Here is a 14,105-nt window from a genome sequence, read left to right on the forward strand (position 1 = left end):
GAACCAGGAGGCAGGAAACCATGAGCAGTCTCATGTCCGGCACAGGGCTTTTCGTTACCGGCACCGATACCGGCGTGGGCAAGACGGTTGTGGGCTGCGCCCTCCTGCGGGCCTTGCGGGCCCGGGGTGTGAACGTCACCCCCCGCAAGCCCGTGGAATCGGGTTGCCGGGAAGAGCATGGGGGGCTGTGGCCGGAGGATGGAGCGCGACTCATGGAGGCCGCAGGAGGCGGCAGTCTGGAGCAAATCACGCCGTGGCGCTTTGCCCATGCCCTGGCACCGGACCGGGCCGCGCGCCTGGCACGCACCCGGATCATGCTGGATGCGCTGGAATCCGCCTGCCAGCCCACACCGGGAGAGGAAGGATTCCGACTGGTGGAAGGGGCTGGCGGCTTCCTGTCGCCTCTGGCGGAGGACGGCCTCAATGCCGACCTGGCCATGCGCCTGGGCCTGCCGGTGCTGCTGGTGGCCCCCGATCGGCTGGGGGTGCTCAATCACATCCTGCTGACCGCCGAGGCCATCAAGCGCCGTCAGCTGCACCTGGCCGGAGTCGTGCTCAATGACTGCGCCGGACCGGGTCCGGAGGGAATGGATAACCGGCAGGATCTGGCGCGCAGACTGCAGGTACCTACCTGGTCGTTTGCGGCGGTGGAGGACGGGGAACTGCCATCGGACCTGGATGGACTGGCCGACTGGGTGAGGGGCATTTTGTAAGCTCCCTCAATGCCTGGTGTTTCGCTCGCTGAACAGCATCTCCAACCGCGCCCCCAGGGCGCGGTAGAGCTCCACCTCAGCCTGGGATTGCAGACACCGGGCGAAGGGAGGCACCCAGCCCGAGAGATGATGCCAGATCACCCGCCAGCCAGCCGGTGCATTGGATAGATCCTGCTCCAGATACCAGGCCGCGTAGATGAGCTCCATGGCCAGGGAATCGGGCTCGCGCCCCTGCAGGGAGATCCCTGCCTGGCGATACAGGCGTTCCAGATTCGTCCCTCCGCCCGCCAGAACCTGTGAACTCCAGGCCGATTCCCGGGCAGGGCAGTCATCCGTCACCAACAGGCGATCGTACTCCCGGCGCAAGGCCGGGAGCCCCAGATGACGAATCTCCATGACCGCGGGTGACAGCCAGGACCAGCCCCTGGCCATTTCCTCCAGCGCATCAACGGTCTCCTGGGTGGGCGGCGAGAGCAATCCACTCAGTATGCAGAGCTCGTCCACATCCAGTTCATCACCGGGCAAGTCGTTTACCATCAGTCGATTTCCATACGGCGGCCACTCACGGCCGTCAGGCATCAATCAACCTGCGGAACCATGAGCCGGGAGAGGTAGCCTCACCCCGAGCCCGATCCTGGCCGCAGGCCACGACTATGCGACCGGGGCTAACGGGAGGAAAATCGAAAACGCTCCGGATGTTGAGCCGGGTCAAGAAAGAGGAACCGCCACGGCAAGGTTGCGGTTCCAGAAGAGAGACGTATCGGGAATCAGGAGGCCTTGGTGGCCTCAGCAGCCTGCTCGACGGCCTCCAGCACCTGCTCATCCATCTCGGGCAGTTCAGGCGCCTGTTCACCGCTGGCCTTCACCTGCTCAATCAGGGATTCAGACACCTTGCGCAACTCGCGATATTGTTCGGCCAGTTTTGCACTGCCTTCCAGGACTGCCTGTAGCTGCGTGAGTTTTTCGTCGGCCTCCCGCTTGTCCTTGCGCAAAGTGCTGAGCTGAGCCTCCACCTGCTTGCGGGCATCCGACTCTTCGTTCTTCTGCTTCTTGAGCTGCTTGAGCTTCTTGACCACGTTTTCGGGGGTATCGGCCAGCGACTTGTTGATCGCCTTGAGGGCCTTTTCCTTTTCCACCAGAGAAGCCTTGATGGCCTTCATTTCCTTGGTGTGGGCCACACGCTCTGCGGCCATGTCCTGTTCCCCGCTTTCCAGCTTGGCCTGGGCCTCGACGCGGGCGGCTTCCGCCTGCTTCTGGGCCTTTTCACTGGCCTTCACCTTCTTCTCCATGGCGTCGATGGCTTCCTTGGCCTGCTCATTGGTCTGCTTGATCTTGCGGTCTGCTTCGTTACCCTTCTGGATGGCAACATCCAGGGCGACCTTGAGTTCGTCGGCACTGCAATCCGGGTCCAGACCCAGGGCGTCTGTTGCGCCCTTCATCAGTACTTGCTTGCTGACGGCAAGTTCTTTCCAGACTTTCAGCTGTAATTCTGATTCTGCTTGGTTCACATATCACTCCTGCTAACGCATATGCATGTCAATTGATGGGTGTCGCCATTCGTGGGCGCGCATTCTATCTCATCTGGAAAGCGAATGCTGCACCCGAAGTCAAGCACCGCGGACCGCCCCCTGGGCCGGCCCGGCGGCTTCACCCATCGGTCGTTCAGGCGGCCCGATAAACGCCGCGACGCGGTGAGTCCAGCTTGCCCTGGCGCTTCAGGTAGCCCAGGGTCTGGCTGATGTTCTTGACGTTCAGACCGGCCTGCTCCGCCTGAGCACGAATCTCACTGATGGTCATCTCGCCCTGATTGGATACGATCTGGCACAGCACCTGGCTGGGACCCGCTTCGGAAGCGGCGCGACCGGCACCATTGCCACGACCGCTGACACGGCCACCCAGCTTTCTGATTTCCCGATCCAGCGCTGCCAGTTCCTTGCGATGCTGCTTCACCAATTCACGGCGTTTCTCACGCAGGGCCTCACGCTCCTCACGACGGGCCTCTTCCTTCTCGGCGGCCTCCTGTTCTTCACGCTGACGCGCCAGCGCAAAGAGTTCTTCAGACGACATCTCGTGGGGGTTCTTCATCTGCTCGGTCATTCTTCTCTCCAGAATCTTATTGAATACATGTTCAACGCAAGCGCCCGGACCATCGGGCCCGGGCGCCTTTTCTTATCCTCGGTCATCCATGCCTGGCGCCTTGATCACTCCAGACACGATCCCGTGTGCCGGGCGGATTATGGCATAGAGTGAAAACACTTTCATATTTTTATCATCCCCGAATTGCAAGGCTCTCGAGTCTTTCGAGTGCAACTTTCTAACGTTGCTCAATGGCGTTTACACATGCATGCACTGATCGCCACCATGCCCGGATTTGATATTTGCTTCCGCAAAGGCGCCCCACATCAGCGGGCGGCGTGTTGCATGAATATCAGCAAACGCTTATTTTGAAAGGCAGACACAAGATACCAAGGAGGCATCCATGCCCCAGGATATTCAAACCGACGTCGCCATCATCGGCGCAGGCACCGCCGGCCTGTTCGCCATGAAGCAGGTTCGCATGGCCGGCAAGTCGGTGACGGTGATAGACCCGGGCCCACTGGGCACCACCTGCGCCCGGGTTGGCTGCATGCCCTCGAAGGTTGCCCTGCACGCCGCCCACCTATGGCATCAGCGGCAGGAGATGGCCGAGTATGGCGCCCAGGGCATTGAGCAACTATCGCTGGACCGGGACGCGGCCTGGGCCCGGGTCAGCGCCATGCGCGACCGATTCGCCGCGAAGACAGAGGAGAACGCTCGCAAGGCCATGGGCGAAAACCTGCTGGAGGGACCGGCCCGCTTCGTGGAACCCACCGTGCTTGAGGTGGAACTCCCGGGCGGCGATCGCCAGGTGGTGCGCGCCCAGGCCGTGGTCATTGCCAATGGCTCCCGCCCGGTGGTGCCCGAGTGGCTCGAACCCTTGGGTGACCGGGTAGTGACCACCGACACCCTGTTCGATGTCAAACACATCCCCGACTCGGTGGGCGTACTGGGCCTCGGTGCCATCGGCCTGGAAATGGGCCTGGCCCTGTCACGCCTTGGGGTGCGCGTCGTGGGCGCCGACATTGCCAGGCTGCCCGCAGGCATCAGCGACCCGGAACTGGGGCAGCGCGTGATCGAGCAATTCAGTGCGGAGTTCCCCCTGTGGCTGGGCGAGAGCGCCGAATTGAGCAAGGAAGCGGACGGGATCCTGATGAAGACATCCCAGGGACAGGAAAAGGTGGACATGATCCTGGCCTCCCTGGGGCGCCGCCCCAACACCGACACCCTCAACCTGGCCGAAGCAGGCTTCGAACTGGACGACAAGGGTCAACTGCGCTTCGATCCGGCCACCCAGCAGGTTCAGGATTTTCCCGTATTTGTGGCAGGCGACGTGAACGGCCACCGCCCCCTGCAGCATGAAGCGGGAGACGAAGGCACCATCGCCGGCTTCAACGCAGCCCGGGGCATCACCCGCTTTCGCCGCCGTACACCCCTGAGCATTGCCTTCACTCATCCGGACATCGCCGTGATCGGTGAGCGCCAGGAGGACATGGACCCCAACGAGATCATTACCGGTTCAGCCGATGGCAGCGGCAATGGCCGCTCCGTCATCCTGGGCGCGCAGAGCAATCTGATTCGTCTTCATGCCGATGCAAAGACCGGTCGCTTGCGAGGCGCATCGCTGATGGCCACACACGGCGAACACCTGGCTCATTTACTGGCCTGGGCCATCCAGCGTGGAGAAACGGCGCAGGGCCTTCTCGCGATGCCCTTTTATCATCCTGTGGTGGAAGAAATACTCCCCGATGCACTGCAGGAAATCGTCTCCAGGCTCCCGGAAACACATGACCTGCCCAAAGGATTTCGCCGCGAGGAATGAACAACGTTTTCACTGATTTGACGGGGTCTTTCCTGCCCGATGACCGTATTGTGATCGGGCGTGAAAACCCCCGGGTGTGATTTTTCCAGTGAATGCGCTATACTTTGCTGCTCTGTCTGAGGAGCGCTGCAACGGATCATCGAATCCGCCAGGCTCAGACACCTCCTAAAACGGCGCTCGCTGTACCCGCGAAAGTGGTCGGCGAGCTAAAAGTTTTGCTCCCTTCCGACCGCTTCGCACTCGCCCAAAGATTTAAGGAGTGTGTTCATGAACGCAGTCGTTGATAGCCAGAACCACGATTACGCCGTAGCCGATATCAACCAGGCCGATTTCGGCCGTAAGGAAATCGCCATCGCCGAGACCGAAATGCCCGGTCTGATGGCCACCCGCGAAGAATACGCCAAGTCCCAGCCGCTGAAGGGCGCCCGCATCGCCGGCAGCCTGCACATGACCATTCAGACGGCCGTGCTGATCGAAACCCTGAAGGCCCTCGGCGCAGACGTGCGCTGGGCTTCCTGCAACATCTTCTCCACCCAGGACCACGCTGCTGCGGCCATCGCTGCCGGCGGCACCCCCGTGTTCGCCTACAAGGGCGAAACCCTGGAAGAGTACTGGGACTACTGCCACAAGATCTTCGAATGGTCCGACGGCGGCACCCCCAACATGATCCTGGACGATGGCGGTGACGCCACCCTGCTGATCCACCTGGGCGCCCGCGCCGAGAAGGATCTGTCCCTGGTGGACAACCCCACCAACGACGAAGAGCGCGTGCTGTTCGCCCAGATCAAGGAACGCGTCAAGAGCCAGCCGGGCTGGTACTCCAAGGTCCTGAAGAACATCCAGGGCGTGACCGAAGAAACCACCACGGGCGTGCATCGCCTGTACCAGATGGCGAAGGAAGGCTCCCTGCCGTTCCCGGCCATCAACGTGAACGACTCGGTGACCAAGTCCAAGTTCGACAACCTGTATGGCTGCCGTGAGTCCACCGTGGACGCCATCAAGCGCGCCACCGACGTGATGATCGCCGGCAAGACCGCCGTGGTCTGCGGTTATGGTGACGTGGGCAAGGGCGCTGCCCAGTCCCTGCGTGCGCTGTCCGCCGAAGTGTGGATCACCGAAATCGACCCGATCTGCGCCCTGCAGGCAGCGATGGAAGGTTACCGCGTGGTCACCATGGATGACGCCTGTGACAAGGCCGACATCTTCGTGACCGCCACCGGCAACAAGGACGTGATCACCGCCGATCACATGTCCCGCATGAGAGACCAGGCCATCGTCTGCAACATCGGTCACTTCGACTCCGAGATCGACGTGGCTGGCCTGCGCAAGTACGAGTGGGACAACATCAAGCCCCAGGTGGACCACATCATCTTCCCGAAGGGCAACCGCATCATCCTGCTGGCTGAAGGCCGCCTGGTGAACCTGGGTTGCGGCACGGGCCACCCGAGCTTCGTGATGTCCAACTCCTTCACCAACCAGACCCTGGCCCAGATCGAGCTGTGGGTGCATGGCGACAAGTACAAGAACGACGTGTACGTCCTGCCCAAGCACCTGGACGAGAAGGTGGCTTCCCTGCACCTGGGCAAGATCGGCGCCAAGCTGACCAAGCTGACGGACGACCAGGCTCAGTACCTGGGTCTGCCGATCGAAGGCCCGTACAAGCCGGAACACTACCGGTACTGATTGCGGCGCCGTGGGCTTGGGGTGCCTTCGTGCCCCCTGGCACGGCACGCGAGCCAGGCAGCGCCCTCCGGGGCGCTGCCACTGGGTGGCCCCGGACTCCGGGGCCTTCCCGTGTCAGCGGCTTCCATAGCGTGTTCGCGCAGCCCTGCCCCGCCCTTTTGAATTTCCTTCCCTTGATCGTATTCATCCGGCAAGACTCAAGCATCGACGCCGGCACTGGATGGCGAGAACCCGAACAGGTCGATAAAACCTCCTGAAAAGGCCCCAGCCCATCAGGCCACGAGGAATCCTGCCCATCCATACCCACGTCACCCGTCTGCCAACGATCGAATGCCTTCCCGCACCACATGCGAGGACCTGACATGAAGACCCAGAAACAGCACGAACGCACGTTCAGTTTCGAATTCTTCCCGCCCAAGAACGACGAGGGCGCGAAGAAACTAAAGGACACCTGGACCGAACTGGCCAAGCTGGAACCCCGATTCTTCTCGGTGACCTATGGCGCCGGCGGCTCCACCCAGGCCCGCACCCTGGAAACGGTGCTGGATATCCACAAGAACTCCGGCGTCGATGCCGCGCCTCATCTGTCCTGCATCGACTCCACTGCCGAGCAGATGCGCGGCATCCTGCAACTCTACAAGGACAACGGCCTGCGCCACATCGTGGCCCTGCGCGGCGACCTGCCCTCGGGCATGCGCGACCCGGGCGAGTTCCGCTACGCCAATGAGCTGGTGGAATTCATTCGCAAGGAGACAGGCGATCACTTCACCCTGGAAGTGGCGGCTTATCCGGAGTTCCATCCCCAGGCACCCAATGCCCTGAAGGACCTGCAGAACTTCAAGCGCAAGGTGGATGCCGGCGCAGACTCGGCCATCACCCAGTATTTCTACACGGCTGAGGCGTATTTCCGTTTCGTGGAAGACTGCGAGAAGCTGGACATCAACATCCCCATCGTGCCGGGCATCATGCCCATCACCAACTACAAGCAGCTGGCCCGTTTCTCGGATGCCTGCGGCGCCGAGATTCCTCGCTGGATCCGCAAGCGCCTGGAAGCCTATGGCGAGGATACGGCGTCCATCAAGGCCTTCGGGGAAGAGGTGGTCACCGACATGTGTGCCCAGCTGCTGAAGGCTGGCGCACCGGGCCTGCACTTCTACACCATGAACCAGGCCGGCCCCATCCAGGCCATCTGGAAGAACCTGGGGCTGAAGCCGGAACCGAAGTAAGGTCCGAAGGCCCGCAGCCCTCACCCCAACGCCTCTCCCGCAAGCGGGAGAGGCGTTTTTGCTTGTATCAGCCTGCCGAACGCGCGGCGCGTTTGCGCTCGTGCTCCAGCAGCAGCTTCTTGCGCAGGCGGATGGAGGTGGGGGTCACCTCCACCAATTCATCGTCCTCGATGAACTCCAGGGCCTGCTCCAGTGACAGGCGCAGGGGCGGGGTGAGGATGATGTTCTCATCGGAGCCGGCCGCGCGGATGTTGGTGAGCTGCTTGGCCTTGAGGGGGTTCACCACCAGATCGTTATCCCGACTGTGGATACCGATGACCATGCCCTCGTACACCTCCTCACCGGGGCCGATGAACATGCGGCCCCGATCCTGAAGGTTGAACAGGGCAAAGCCCAGAGCCTTGCCGGCACCGTTGGCGATCAGCACGCCATTGTTACGTGGTGCCACCGCGCCGGGGCGGTAGGGGCCGTAGCTGTCGAACACGTGATGCAGGATACCGGTGCCCGAGGTGGCGGTGAGAAACTCCGTCTGAAAACCGATCAGGCCACGAGAGGGCACCCGGTAGTCCAGACGTACCCGGCCCTTGCCATCCGGGATCATGTCCAGCAACTCGCCGCGGCGGCTGCCCAGCTTCTCCATGATGGCGCCCTGGTGCTGCTCCTCCACATCCACGGTGACCATCTCGTAAGGCTCTTCCTTCTCCCCATCCTTCTCGCGCACGATGACCTCAGGGCGCGACACGCCCAGCTCATAGCCCTCGCGACGCATGTTCTCGATGAGGATGGACAGGTGCAGCTCGCCCCGCCCGGAGACGCGGAATTTGTCCGGGTCTTCCGTTTCCTCCACCCGCAGGGCCACATTGTGCTTCAGCTCTTCCTGAAGCCGGTCACGGATGTTGCGGGAGGTGACGTACTTGCCATCACGGCCGGCAAAGGGGGAGGTGTTCACCTGGAAGGTCATGTTCACCGTGGGTTCATCCACGATGAGCGCCTTGAGGGGCTCGATGGCGGAGGGGTCGCACAGGGTGTCGGAGATATAGAGCTCGTCCATGCCGGTGAAGGAGATGATGTCACCGGCGCTGGCCTCGGGCACTTCCACGCGCTCCAGCCCCTTGAAACCCAGGATCTGCAGCACGCGCCCATTACGGACGTTGCTTTCCCGGTCCATCACCTTCACAGGAGTATTGGTCTTGATGCGCCCCCGCTTGATGCGGCCGATGCCAATCAGACCCTGGTAGGAGTTGTAGTCCAGGGACGACACCTGCAACTGGAACGGACCATCCGGGTCCACGGAGGGCGGCGGCACCTTGTCGACGATGGTCTGGAACAAGGGTGTCATGTCGCCTTCGGTGACATCATGCTCCAGGCCGGCGAAGCCCTTCAGGGCCGAGCAGTACACCACCGGGAAGTCCAGCTGTTCCTCATCGGCACCCAGGCGATCGAACAGGTCGAAGATCTGATCCACCACCCAATGGGGCCGGGCGCCGGGGCGATCCACCTTGTTGATCACCACGATGGGCTTGAAGCCCATGGCGAAGGCCTTGGCCGTCACGAAGCGGGTCTGAGGCATGGGGCCGTCCACGGCGTCCACCAGCAGCAGCACCGAATCCACCATGGAGAGCACACGCTCCACCTCGCCACCGAAGTCGGCGTGTCCGGGGGTGTCCACCACGTTGATGCGGTAGCCCTGCCAGTCCAGAGCGGTGTTCTTGGCGAGGATGGTGATCCCACGCTCCTTTTCCAGGGCGTTGGAGTCCATCATGCGTTCCACCACCTGGGCCCGAGCATCGAGGGTACCCGACTGCTGCAGCAATTTGTCCACGAGGGTGGTCTTGCCGTGGTCCACGTGGGCGATGATGGCGATATTGCGAAGCTTGTCGGTCATGAAACGTTCGGCCTTCCGGGGGTGCGGTCATTGCAGGGTGAGAGATTATACTCCCCATTGCCGGGCGGGGATATGCGCGTCATGGCATGATAGACATCACCGTCCGCGCGCCGGATAGGAGAAATGACATGAAAACCCGATATCAGGACATTGCCGCCTACGAGACCAAGGATGGCTCGGAGATCCGTGAACTCATGCACCCCCGGCTGCATGGCGACGGGGCACAGAGCCTGGCGGAGGCGTTGGTGCACGCGGGCGCTTGCACTGCCCTGCATCGTCACCCCATCACGGAGGAGATCTATCACTTCACTCAGGGCGGGGGCATGATGCAAATGGACTCGGAGGAATTCCCGGTCACTACTGGAGATACCGTGCGTATCCCGCCAGGCACGGCACATCGGGTGCGCAATACCGGCAACATTCCCATGCGCATCCTGTGCGCCTGCACGCCGCCCTATAGCCACGAAGACACGGAACTCCTGGAGTAGAACCGCTACGCCGGCCGATCGTTCTCTGGCGGCATCTGTAGATGAAAGCCCTGATTCTTGAGATTGGCGAGCACCTGCATGGGATCTTCTCGGGCCAGCCGGCGATCCGGGCTGAGCACCAACTCCAGGGCGAACTCCGGCTTGCCAAATACATTCAGCAACGCTTGAGGGATGTTGGAGAAATCATCCTTGGCGGGCAGATAGACGTAGGTGTCCTGCCGTCGGGGGCTGCGATAAACGTAGCACTGCATCATCAGTCCTCGGTGGATTGCAATTCTTCAAAGATCACTTCAGGTTCCGGCAGCGCTTCCACGGGATCGGGACGGGGCTGCACCCGTGGCGAAGCGCCCTCCACGTCCCAGACCTCCATGCGCCGCACATCGTCACGACGGTATTCAAAGGCCACATGACCGCCCTGCACCACCTGCTGGACAAATAGAGAACGGCCGGTCACGGCAATGAGATTGCCCTCACGCACCGCGCCTCCAGCCAGGGTCAGGCGCACACGCTCACCCTCCAGTTCACCCCATTCGACAGCGATGGCCTCCCGGTAGGCCCGCTGCGCACGCTGGCCATCCGGCGCCAGCCGGAAACTCTCCGCCGGCGGCAGCGGTCGGGCCGTGGTGGGGCCGAAGGGGTCGAACTCAACGATCTCCAGGGGCTCGCCGGTCTCTGCCTCGATCTGCCGCACCAGGGCCTGATTGGGCAGTTCCTCGTCCCAGGGACGCGTCACCGGCATCTGAATATCCACGCCGATGTCATGCCGGGCCAGTTTTTCCTCGACGGTGCGGTCTGCACCGCCATACAGGGCGGCGGCCACCACCACCAGCCCCATCAGGCTGACGATAAAACCCAGCCGGGCCCGCCGCCAGTGCAACAGCAAAAAGGCCAGCGAGACGCCAGGCACCAGATTGATCACCCCCCAGAGGAATTCCCGGCGAAACCCGGCCACCACCACGAGGGCGTAGCCCAGAAGCGTGAGCGCTGCACCCAACAGCAGGGCGCCGTCCTCCACTGTCATGTACCTACCCTCATCATGGTCGGGGAATCGAACAGGCCCAGAGTATAGCGCGACTGCGTTGCGGTCCGCTCACGCCGGGGTTAACCTCGGGGACCAAAGGGAATGTTCATTGCAACCTCAAGGAGAGAGGCCCATGCCCAGGGATCATGGCATCACACTGGTGGAACTACTGGTCACACTCGCGGTGGCCATCGTTCTGGCCACGGTCGCGCTGCCCGGCTTTGCCGGCCTGCTACAGGAGCAGCGACTGGTCACCACCACCAACGATTTCATGGCAAGCCTTCGTCTGGCCCGGTCCGAAGCCGTGCAGCGGGGCGAAGGTGTGCTGATCTGCCCCTCGGCGGATGGCAGCCACTGCCAGGAAGATGGGTACACCGTGGGTTGGATCGTGCGCGTGGCGCCTGAGTACCCGGCGGACATCTCCGAGCCGGGCGAGGTGTTACGGGTGCACGGTGGTCCACCGGCTGCCGTGAGCATCGAGGCGAACGGCACCATGAGCCAGTACATTGCCTATCGGCCGGACGGGCAAACCCGGCAGATCAACGGTGGCCTGCAGATGGGCACGGTGTCTTTATGTCATGGAGACAAGGGGCGGCGGATCATCATCAGCCGCACCGGGCGGGCTCGGGTGGAGGAAGTGGAATGCTGAGGGGGGCAATGGGCCGCTCCCACGGGGTTCTCCTGGGGTCCGGAGTCGGGGAGGCGGCCCTGTTGCCTGTGGATCAGCCTACCCAGGCGCTGCACCAGCCGCCTTCGGCGACCAGCTTGCCGGGGAATACGGCGCAGGGGCCCCAGTCCTCGGCGCTGGGATCCGTCCAGAGATCGCAATTGCTGCAGATCTGGCCTTCCTCGTAGGAGGGGTGGTCGGCGTCGGCGGCGTCATGCACATAGTCCAGTGCCTGAGCCTCGGCGGAGTCCTCCTCCAGACGCTCCATGGCCTTGGCTTGGGTGCTCCAGCCCAGGCCGGCCACCGGCACGGCCAGCAGGCCATAGGCGCCCAACTTCAGAAAACCGCGGCGGCTGGCGTTATGGTCACGATCTTTCATGTCTCTCCTCCTGCAATGTGCTTGAGTTGAAGCTGAAAATCGATGCCCGCCCGGGCGTGTGGCCTGTGACTCCTCTATCATCCTGCGTAGCATCTCCCTGCGCGACCACAGTGTGTCGCTGGACGTGACATTCGGTTCACACCCTATCGAAACGGGTATTTCGCTGCAACTCGCACCCGACGTGAATAACGCTCCCCTCACCTGCGTTATCATGGCCCCCGCATAAAGACCTGAAGAATCCCCCATGACAGATTGGACCACGGAATCCGCCCGCCAGACCTACAACATTGATCACTGGAATGGTGGCTATTTCCATATCAATGATGAGGGTCGAGTGATCGTCAGGCCGCCGGCCCATGCGGGACACCCCGGCGTGGACCTGTATGAGCTGATCTCCCGGGTGAAACCCATGAATATCGACGTGCCGGTGCTGGTGCGCTTTCCCGACATCCTCACCGACCGGGTGGAACGCCTCACGCAGGCCTTCCGGCAGGCCTTCGAGGAGACCGACTATCCCGGGCGCTACACCGCCGTTTATCCCATCAAGGTGAATCAGCAGCGCAGCGTGGTGGAGCGCATCCTCACCTACGGGGTGGACAAGGTGGGCCTGGAGGCAGGCAGCAAGCCGGAACTCATGGCCGTGCTGGCCCTGTCGCGCCCGGGCGGGGTGATCGTGTGCAATGGCTACAAGGACAGGGAATACCTGCGCCTGGCCATGATCGGCCAGATGCTGGGGCATCGGGTGTACATCGTCATCGAGAAGCCCTCGGAGCTCAAGGGCGTGATTGCCGCCGCCCGGGATCTGGGCGTGAAACCCTGCCTGGGGATGCGCGTGCGCCTGGCCTCGGTGGGCAAGGGCAAGTGGCAGAACACCGGGGGCGAGAAGGCCAAGTTCGGGCTCTCCTCCGCCCAGTGCCTGCAACTGCTGGAGCAACTCCGCGCCCACGACATGCTGGACTGCATGCAACTGCTGCATTTCCACATGGGCTCACAGATCGCCAACATCCGCGACATACAGGCGGGGATGTTCGAGGCCTCCCGGTTCTTTGCCGAACTGCACCGACTGGGTGCGCCCATCCAGGTGGTGGACGTGGGCGGCGGCCTGGCGGTGGACTACGAGGGCACCCGCTCGCGCAACCTGTGCTCCATGAACTACAGCCTGCAGGACTATGCCAATAGCGTGGTGCGCATCCTGGCTAACACCTGCCGGGAATATGACCTGCCTCACCCGGAGGTATTCACCGAGTCGGGTCGTGGCACCACCGCCCACCATGCGGTGCTCATCACCGATGTGATCGATACCGAACGGGCACCGGTGGCCGCCGACATCCAGCCCCCGGATGAGGATGCTCCGGCCGTGCTGCTGGACATGTGGCGCCTGTTCGAGCAGACCGAAGACAACGCTCCCACCGAGGTCTTCCACAACATGCTGGACTGGCTGGGGGAGGTGCGCTCCATGTTCTCCCATGGCCTGCTGGACCTGGAGCACCGAGCCCTGGCCGAGCAGATCTACTTCGCCACATGCCGGCGGCTGCTGTCTACCCGGGCGGATCGCCTGCCCCGGGACATCGGTGATGAACTCAACGAGAAGCTCTCGGACAAGTACTTCTGCAACTTCTCTGTGTTCCAGTCCATTCCCGATGCCTGGGCCATCGACCAGATCTTCCCCATCATGCCCTTGCATCGATTGAATGAGCGCCCCACGCGCCGGGCCGTGCTGCAGGATCTCACCTGTGATTCAGACGGACATGTGGATCGCTACGTGGACGGCGAGACCACGGCCCCCAGCCTGCCGCTGCATGAGCTGCGCGAGCATGAGCATTACCTGCTGGGCATCTTCATGGTGGGGGCGTATCAGGAGATCCTGGGGGATCTGCACAACCTCTTCGGGGACACCGACGCCATCAACGTGGTGCTCAAGGAGGATGGGGGCTACGAGGTGGTGGAGCCGGAACAGGGTGACACGGTGGCCGAACTGCTTCGCTATGTGCACTACGACACCGAACTGCTGGCAGGGGCCTACCGGCAGAAAGTGGCGGATTCCGGGCTGAACCAGGCGCGTCAGGAGCAGATCCTGGCGGAGCTGGATCATGGGTTGTCGGGGTATACCTACCTGGAAGAATGAGGCGGTGTCAATAAGTCCGC

14 protein-coding genes and 1 riboswitch are annotated in these 14,105 nt (G+C 62.5%); of the genes, 7 read left to right on the forward strand and 7 right to left on the reverse strand.

Annotation, left to right across the window (positions count from 1 at the left end):
* Nucleotides 1–20: 20 nt before the first annotated feature.
* A complete protein-coding gene (gene bioD, locus ECTOBSL9_RS03875) occupies nt 21–713 on the forward strand; it encodes a dethiobiotin synthase (RefSeq protein WP_371258998.1) in 693 nt (230 codons plus the stop codon).
* A 6-nt stretch (nt 714–719) separates the two neighbouring features.
* Here bioD and ECTOBSL9_RS03880 read toward each other — a convergent pair whose 3' ends face one another.
* The 3 genes from ECTOBSL9_RS03880 to ECTOBSL9_RS03890 form a co-directional block, all read right to left on the reverse strand.
* Complete coding sequence (locus ECTOBSL9_RS03880; protein ID WP_063463957.1) at nt 720–1,250, reverse strand: molecular chaperone; 531 nt, start codon at nt 1,248–1,250, stop codon at nt 720–722.
* Between the two features lie 230 nt (nt 1,251–1,480).
* Nucleotides 1,481–2,152, reverse strand: coding sequence for a hypothetical protein (locus tag ECTOBSL9_RS03885; RefSeq protein WP_063463958.1), 672 nt, complete (start codon nt 2,150–2,152; stop codon nt 1,481–1,483).
* A 223-nt stretch (nt 2,153–2,375) separates the two neighbouring features.
* Nucleotides 2,376–2,810 (reverse strand): hypothetical protein, encoded by a 435-nt coding sequence (locus tag ECTOBSL9_RS03890; protein WP_063463959.1) that lies wholly within the window; start codon nt 2,808–2,810, stop codon nt 2,376–2,378.
* A gap of 382 nt (nt 2,811–3,192) precedes the next feature.
* On the opposite strand from ECTOBSL9_RS03890, the gene ECTOBSL9_RS03895 reads away from it, so the two are divergent.
* From ECTOBSL9_RS03895 to metF, 3 genes are all read left to right on the forward strand, one after another.
* The gene (locus ECTOBSL9_RS03895) at nt 3,193–4,611 is read left to right on the forward strand and encodes a dihydrolipoyl dehydrogenase (RefSeq protein WP_063463960.1); all 1,419 of its coding nucleotides are present in this window, start codon (nt 3,193–3,195) and stop codon (nt 4,609–4,611) included.
* Between the two features lie 112 nt (nt 4,612–4,723).
* Nucleotides 4,724–4,797: riboswitch (S-adenosyl-L-homocysteine riboswitch) on the forward strand.
* A gap of 81 nt (nt 4,798–4,878) precedes the next feature.
* Nucleotides 4,879–6,294 (forward strand): adenosylhomocysteinase, encoded by a 1,416-nt coding sequence (gene ahcY, locus ECTOBSL9_RS03900; protein ID WP_063463961.1) that lies wholly within the window; start codon nt 4,879–4,881, stop codon nt 6,292–6,294.
* A 362-nt stretch (nt 6,295–6,656) separates the two neighbouring features.
* A complete protein-coding gene (metF, locus tag ECTOBSL9_RS03905) occupies nt 6,657–7,520 on the forward strand; it encodes a methylenetetrahydrofolate reductase [NAD(P)H] (protein WP_063463962.1) in 864 nt (287 codons plus the stop codon).
* Nucleotides 7,521–7,587: 67 nt separating this feature from the next.
* On the opposite strand, the gene typA is transcribed toward metF, so the two are convergent.
* Nucleotides 7,588–9,405, reverse strand: coding sequence for a translational GTPase TypA (gene typA / locus ECTOBSL9_RS03910; RefSeq protein ID WP_063463963.1), 1,818 nt, complete (start codon nt 9,403–9,405; stop codon nt 7,588–7,590).
* 128 nt (nt 9,406–9,533) lie between these two features.
* Here typA and ECTOBSL9_RS03915 point away from each other — a divergent pair, with 128 nt between their 5' ends.
* Nucleotides 9,534–9,893: a cupin domain-containing protein gene (locus ECTOBSL9_RS03915; RefSeq protein ID WP_063463964.1), complete on the forward strand. Its 360-nt coding sequence runs from the start codon at nt 9,534–9,536 to the stop codon at nt 9,891–9,893.
* 5 nt (nt 9,894–9,898) lie between these two features.
* Here ECTOBSL9_RS03915 and ECTOBSL9_RS03920 read toward each other — a convergent pair whose 3' ends face one another.
* Both ECTOBSL9_RS03920 and ECTOBSL9_RS03925 read right to left on the reverse strand, forming a co-directional pair.
* Nucleotides 9,899–10,144 (reverse strand): YcgL domain-containing protein, encoded by a 246-nt coding sequence (locus ECTOBSL9_RS03920; RefSeq protein WP_063463965.1) that lies wholly within the window; start codon nt 10,142–10,144, stop codon nt 9,899–9,901.
* A gap of 2 nt (nt 10,145–10,146) precedes the next feature.
* Nucleotides 10,147–10,914 carry a hypothetical protein gene (locus tag ECTOBSL9_RS03925; protein ID WP_063463966.1) on the reverse strand — a complete coding sequence of 256 codons (768 nt, stop codon included), beginning with the start codon at nt 10,912–10,914 and terminating at the stop codon, nt 10,147–10,149.
* A 133-nt stretch (nt 10,915–11,047) separates the two neighbouring features.
* Here ECTOBSL9_RS03925 and ECTOBSL9_RS03930 point away from each other — a divergent pair, with 133 nt between their 5' ends.
* A complete protein-coding gene (locus tag ECTOBSL9_RS03930; protein ID WP_063463967.1) occupies nt 11,048–11,563 on the forward strand; it encodes a GspH/FimT family pseudopilin in 516 nt (171 codons plus the stop codon).
* 73 nt (nt 11,564–11,636) lie between these two features.
* Here ECTOBSL9_RS03930 and ECTOBSL9_RS03935 read toward each other — a convergent pair whose 3' ends face one another.
* Nucleotides 11,637–11,960 (reverse strand): high-potential iron-sulfur protein, encoded by a 324-nt coding sequence (locus ECTOBSL9_RS03935; protein WP_063463968.1) that lies wholly within the window; start codon nt 11,958–11,960, stop codon nt 11,637–11,639.
* Between the two features lie 244 nt (nt 11,961–12,204).
* Between ECTOBSL9_RS03935 and speA the strand changes: the two genes are divergently transcribed.
* Nucleotides 12,205–14,085, forward strand: coding sequence for a biosynthetic arginine decarboxylase (gene speA, locus ECTOBSL9_RS03940; protein WP_063463969.1), 1,881 nt, complete (start codon nt 12,205–12,207; stop codon nt 14,083–14,085).
* The last annotated feature ends 20 nt before the right edge of the window (nt 14,086–14,105 follow it).

This window comes from Ectothiorhodospira sp. BSL-9 (assembly GCF_001632845.1).
Classification (GTDB): Bacteria; Pseudomonadota; Gammaproteobacteria; order Ectothiorhodospirales; family Ectothiorhodospiraceae; genus Ectothiorhodospira.

Bases quoted from the DNA above. Each gene is read 5' to 3' on its own strand.
- bioD (WP_371258998.1), top strand. From the start codon at position 21: ATGAGCAGTCTCATGTCCGGCACAGGGCTTTTCGTTACCGGCACCGAT.
- ECTOBSL9_RS03880 (WP_063463957.1), bottom strand. From the start codon at position 1,250: ATGGTAAACGACTTGCCCGGTGATGAACTGGATGTGGACGAGCTCTGC.
- ECTOBSL9_RS03885 (WP_063463958.1), bottom strand. From the start codon at position 2,152: ATGAAGGGCGCAACAGACGCCCTGGGTCTGGACCCGGATTGCAGTGCC.
- ECTOBSL9_RS03890 (WP_063463959.1), bottom strand. From the start codon at position 2,810: ATGACCGAGCAGATGAAGAACCCCCACGAGATGTCGTCTGAAGAACTC.
- ECTOBSL9_RS03895 (WP_063463960.1), top strand. From the start codon at position 3,193: ATGCCCCAGGATATTCAAACCGACGTCGCCATCATCGGCGCAGGCACC.
- ahcY (WP_063463961.1), top strand. From the start codon at position 4,879: ATGAACGCAGTCGTTGATAGCCAGAACCACGATTACGCCGTAGCCGAT.
- metF (WP_063463962.1), top strand. From the start codon at position 6,657: ATGAAGACCCAGAAACAGCACGAACGCACGTTCAGTTTCGAATTCTTC.
- typA (WP_063463963.1), bottom strand. From the start codon at position 9,405: ATGACCGACAAGCTTCGCAATATCGCCATCATCGCCCACGTGGACCAC.
- ECTOBSL9_RS03915 (WP_063463964.1), top strand. From the start codon at position 9,534: ATGAAAACCCGATATCAGGACATTGCCGCCTACGAGACCAAGGATGGC.
- ECTOBSL9_RS03920 (WP_063463965.1), bottom strand. From the start codon at position 10,144: ATGCAGTGCTACGTTTATCGCAGCCCCCGACGGCAGGACACCTACGTC.
- ECTOBSL9_RS03925 (WP_063463966.1), bottom strand. From the start codon at position 10,914: ATGACAGTGGAGGACGGCGCCCTGCTGTTGGGTGCAGCGCTCACGCTT.
- ECTOBSL9_RS03930 (WP_063463967.1), top strand. From the start codon at position 11,048: ATGCCCAGGGATCATGGCATCACACTGGTGGAACTACTGGTCACACTC.
- ECTOBSL9_RS03935 (WP_063463968.1), bottom strand. From the start codon at position 11,960: ATGAAAGATCGTGACCATAACGCCAGCCGCCGCGGTTTTCTGAAGTTG.
- speA (WP_063463969.1), top strand. From the start codon at position 12,205: ATGACAGATTGGACCACGGAATCCGCCCGCCAGACCTACAACATTGAT.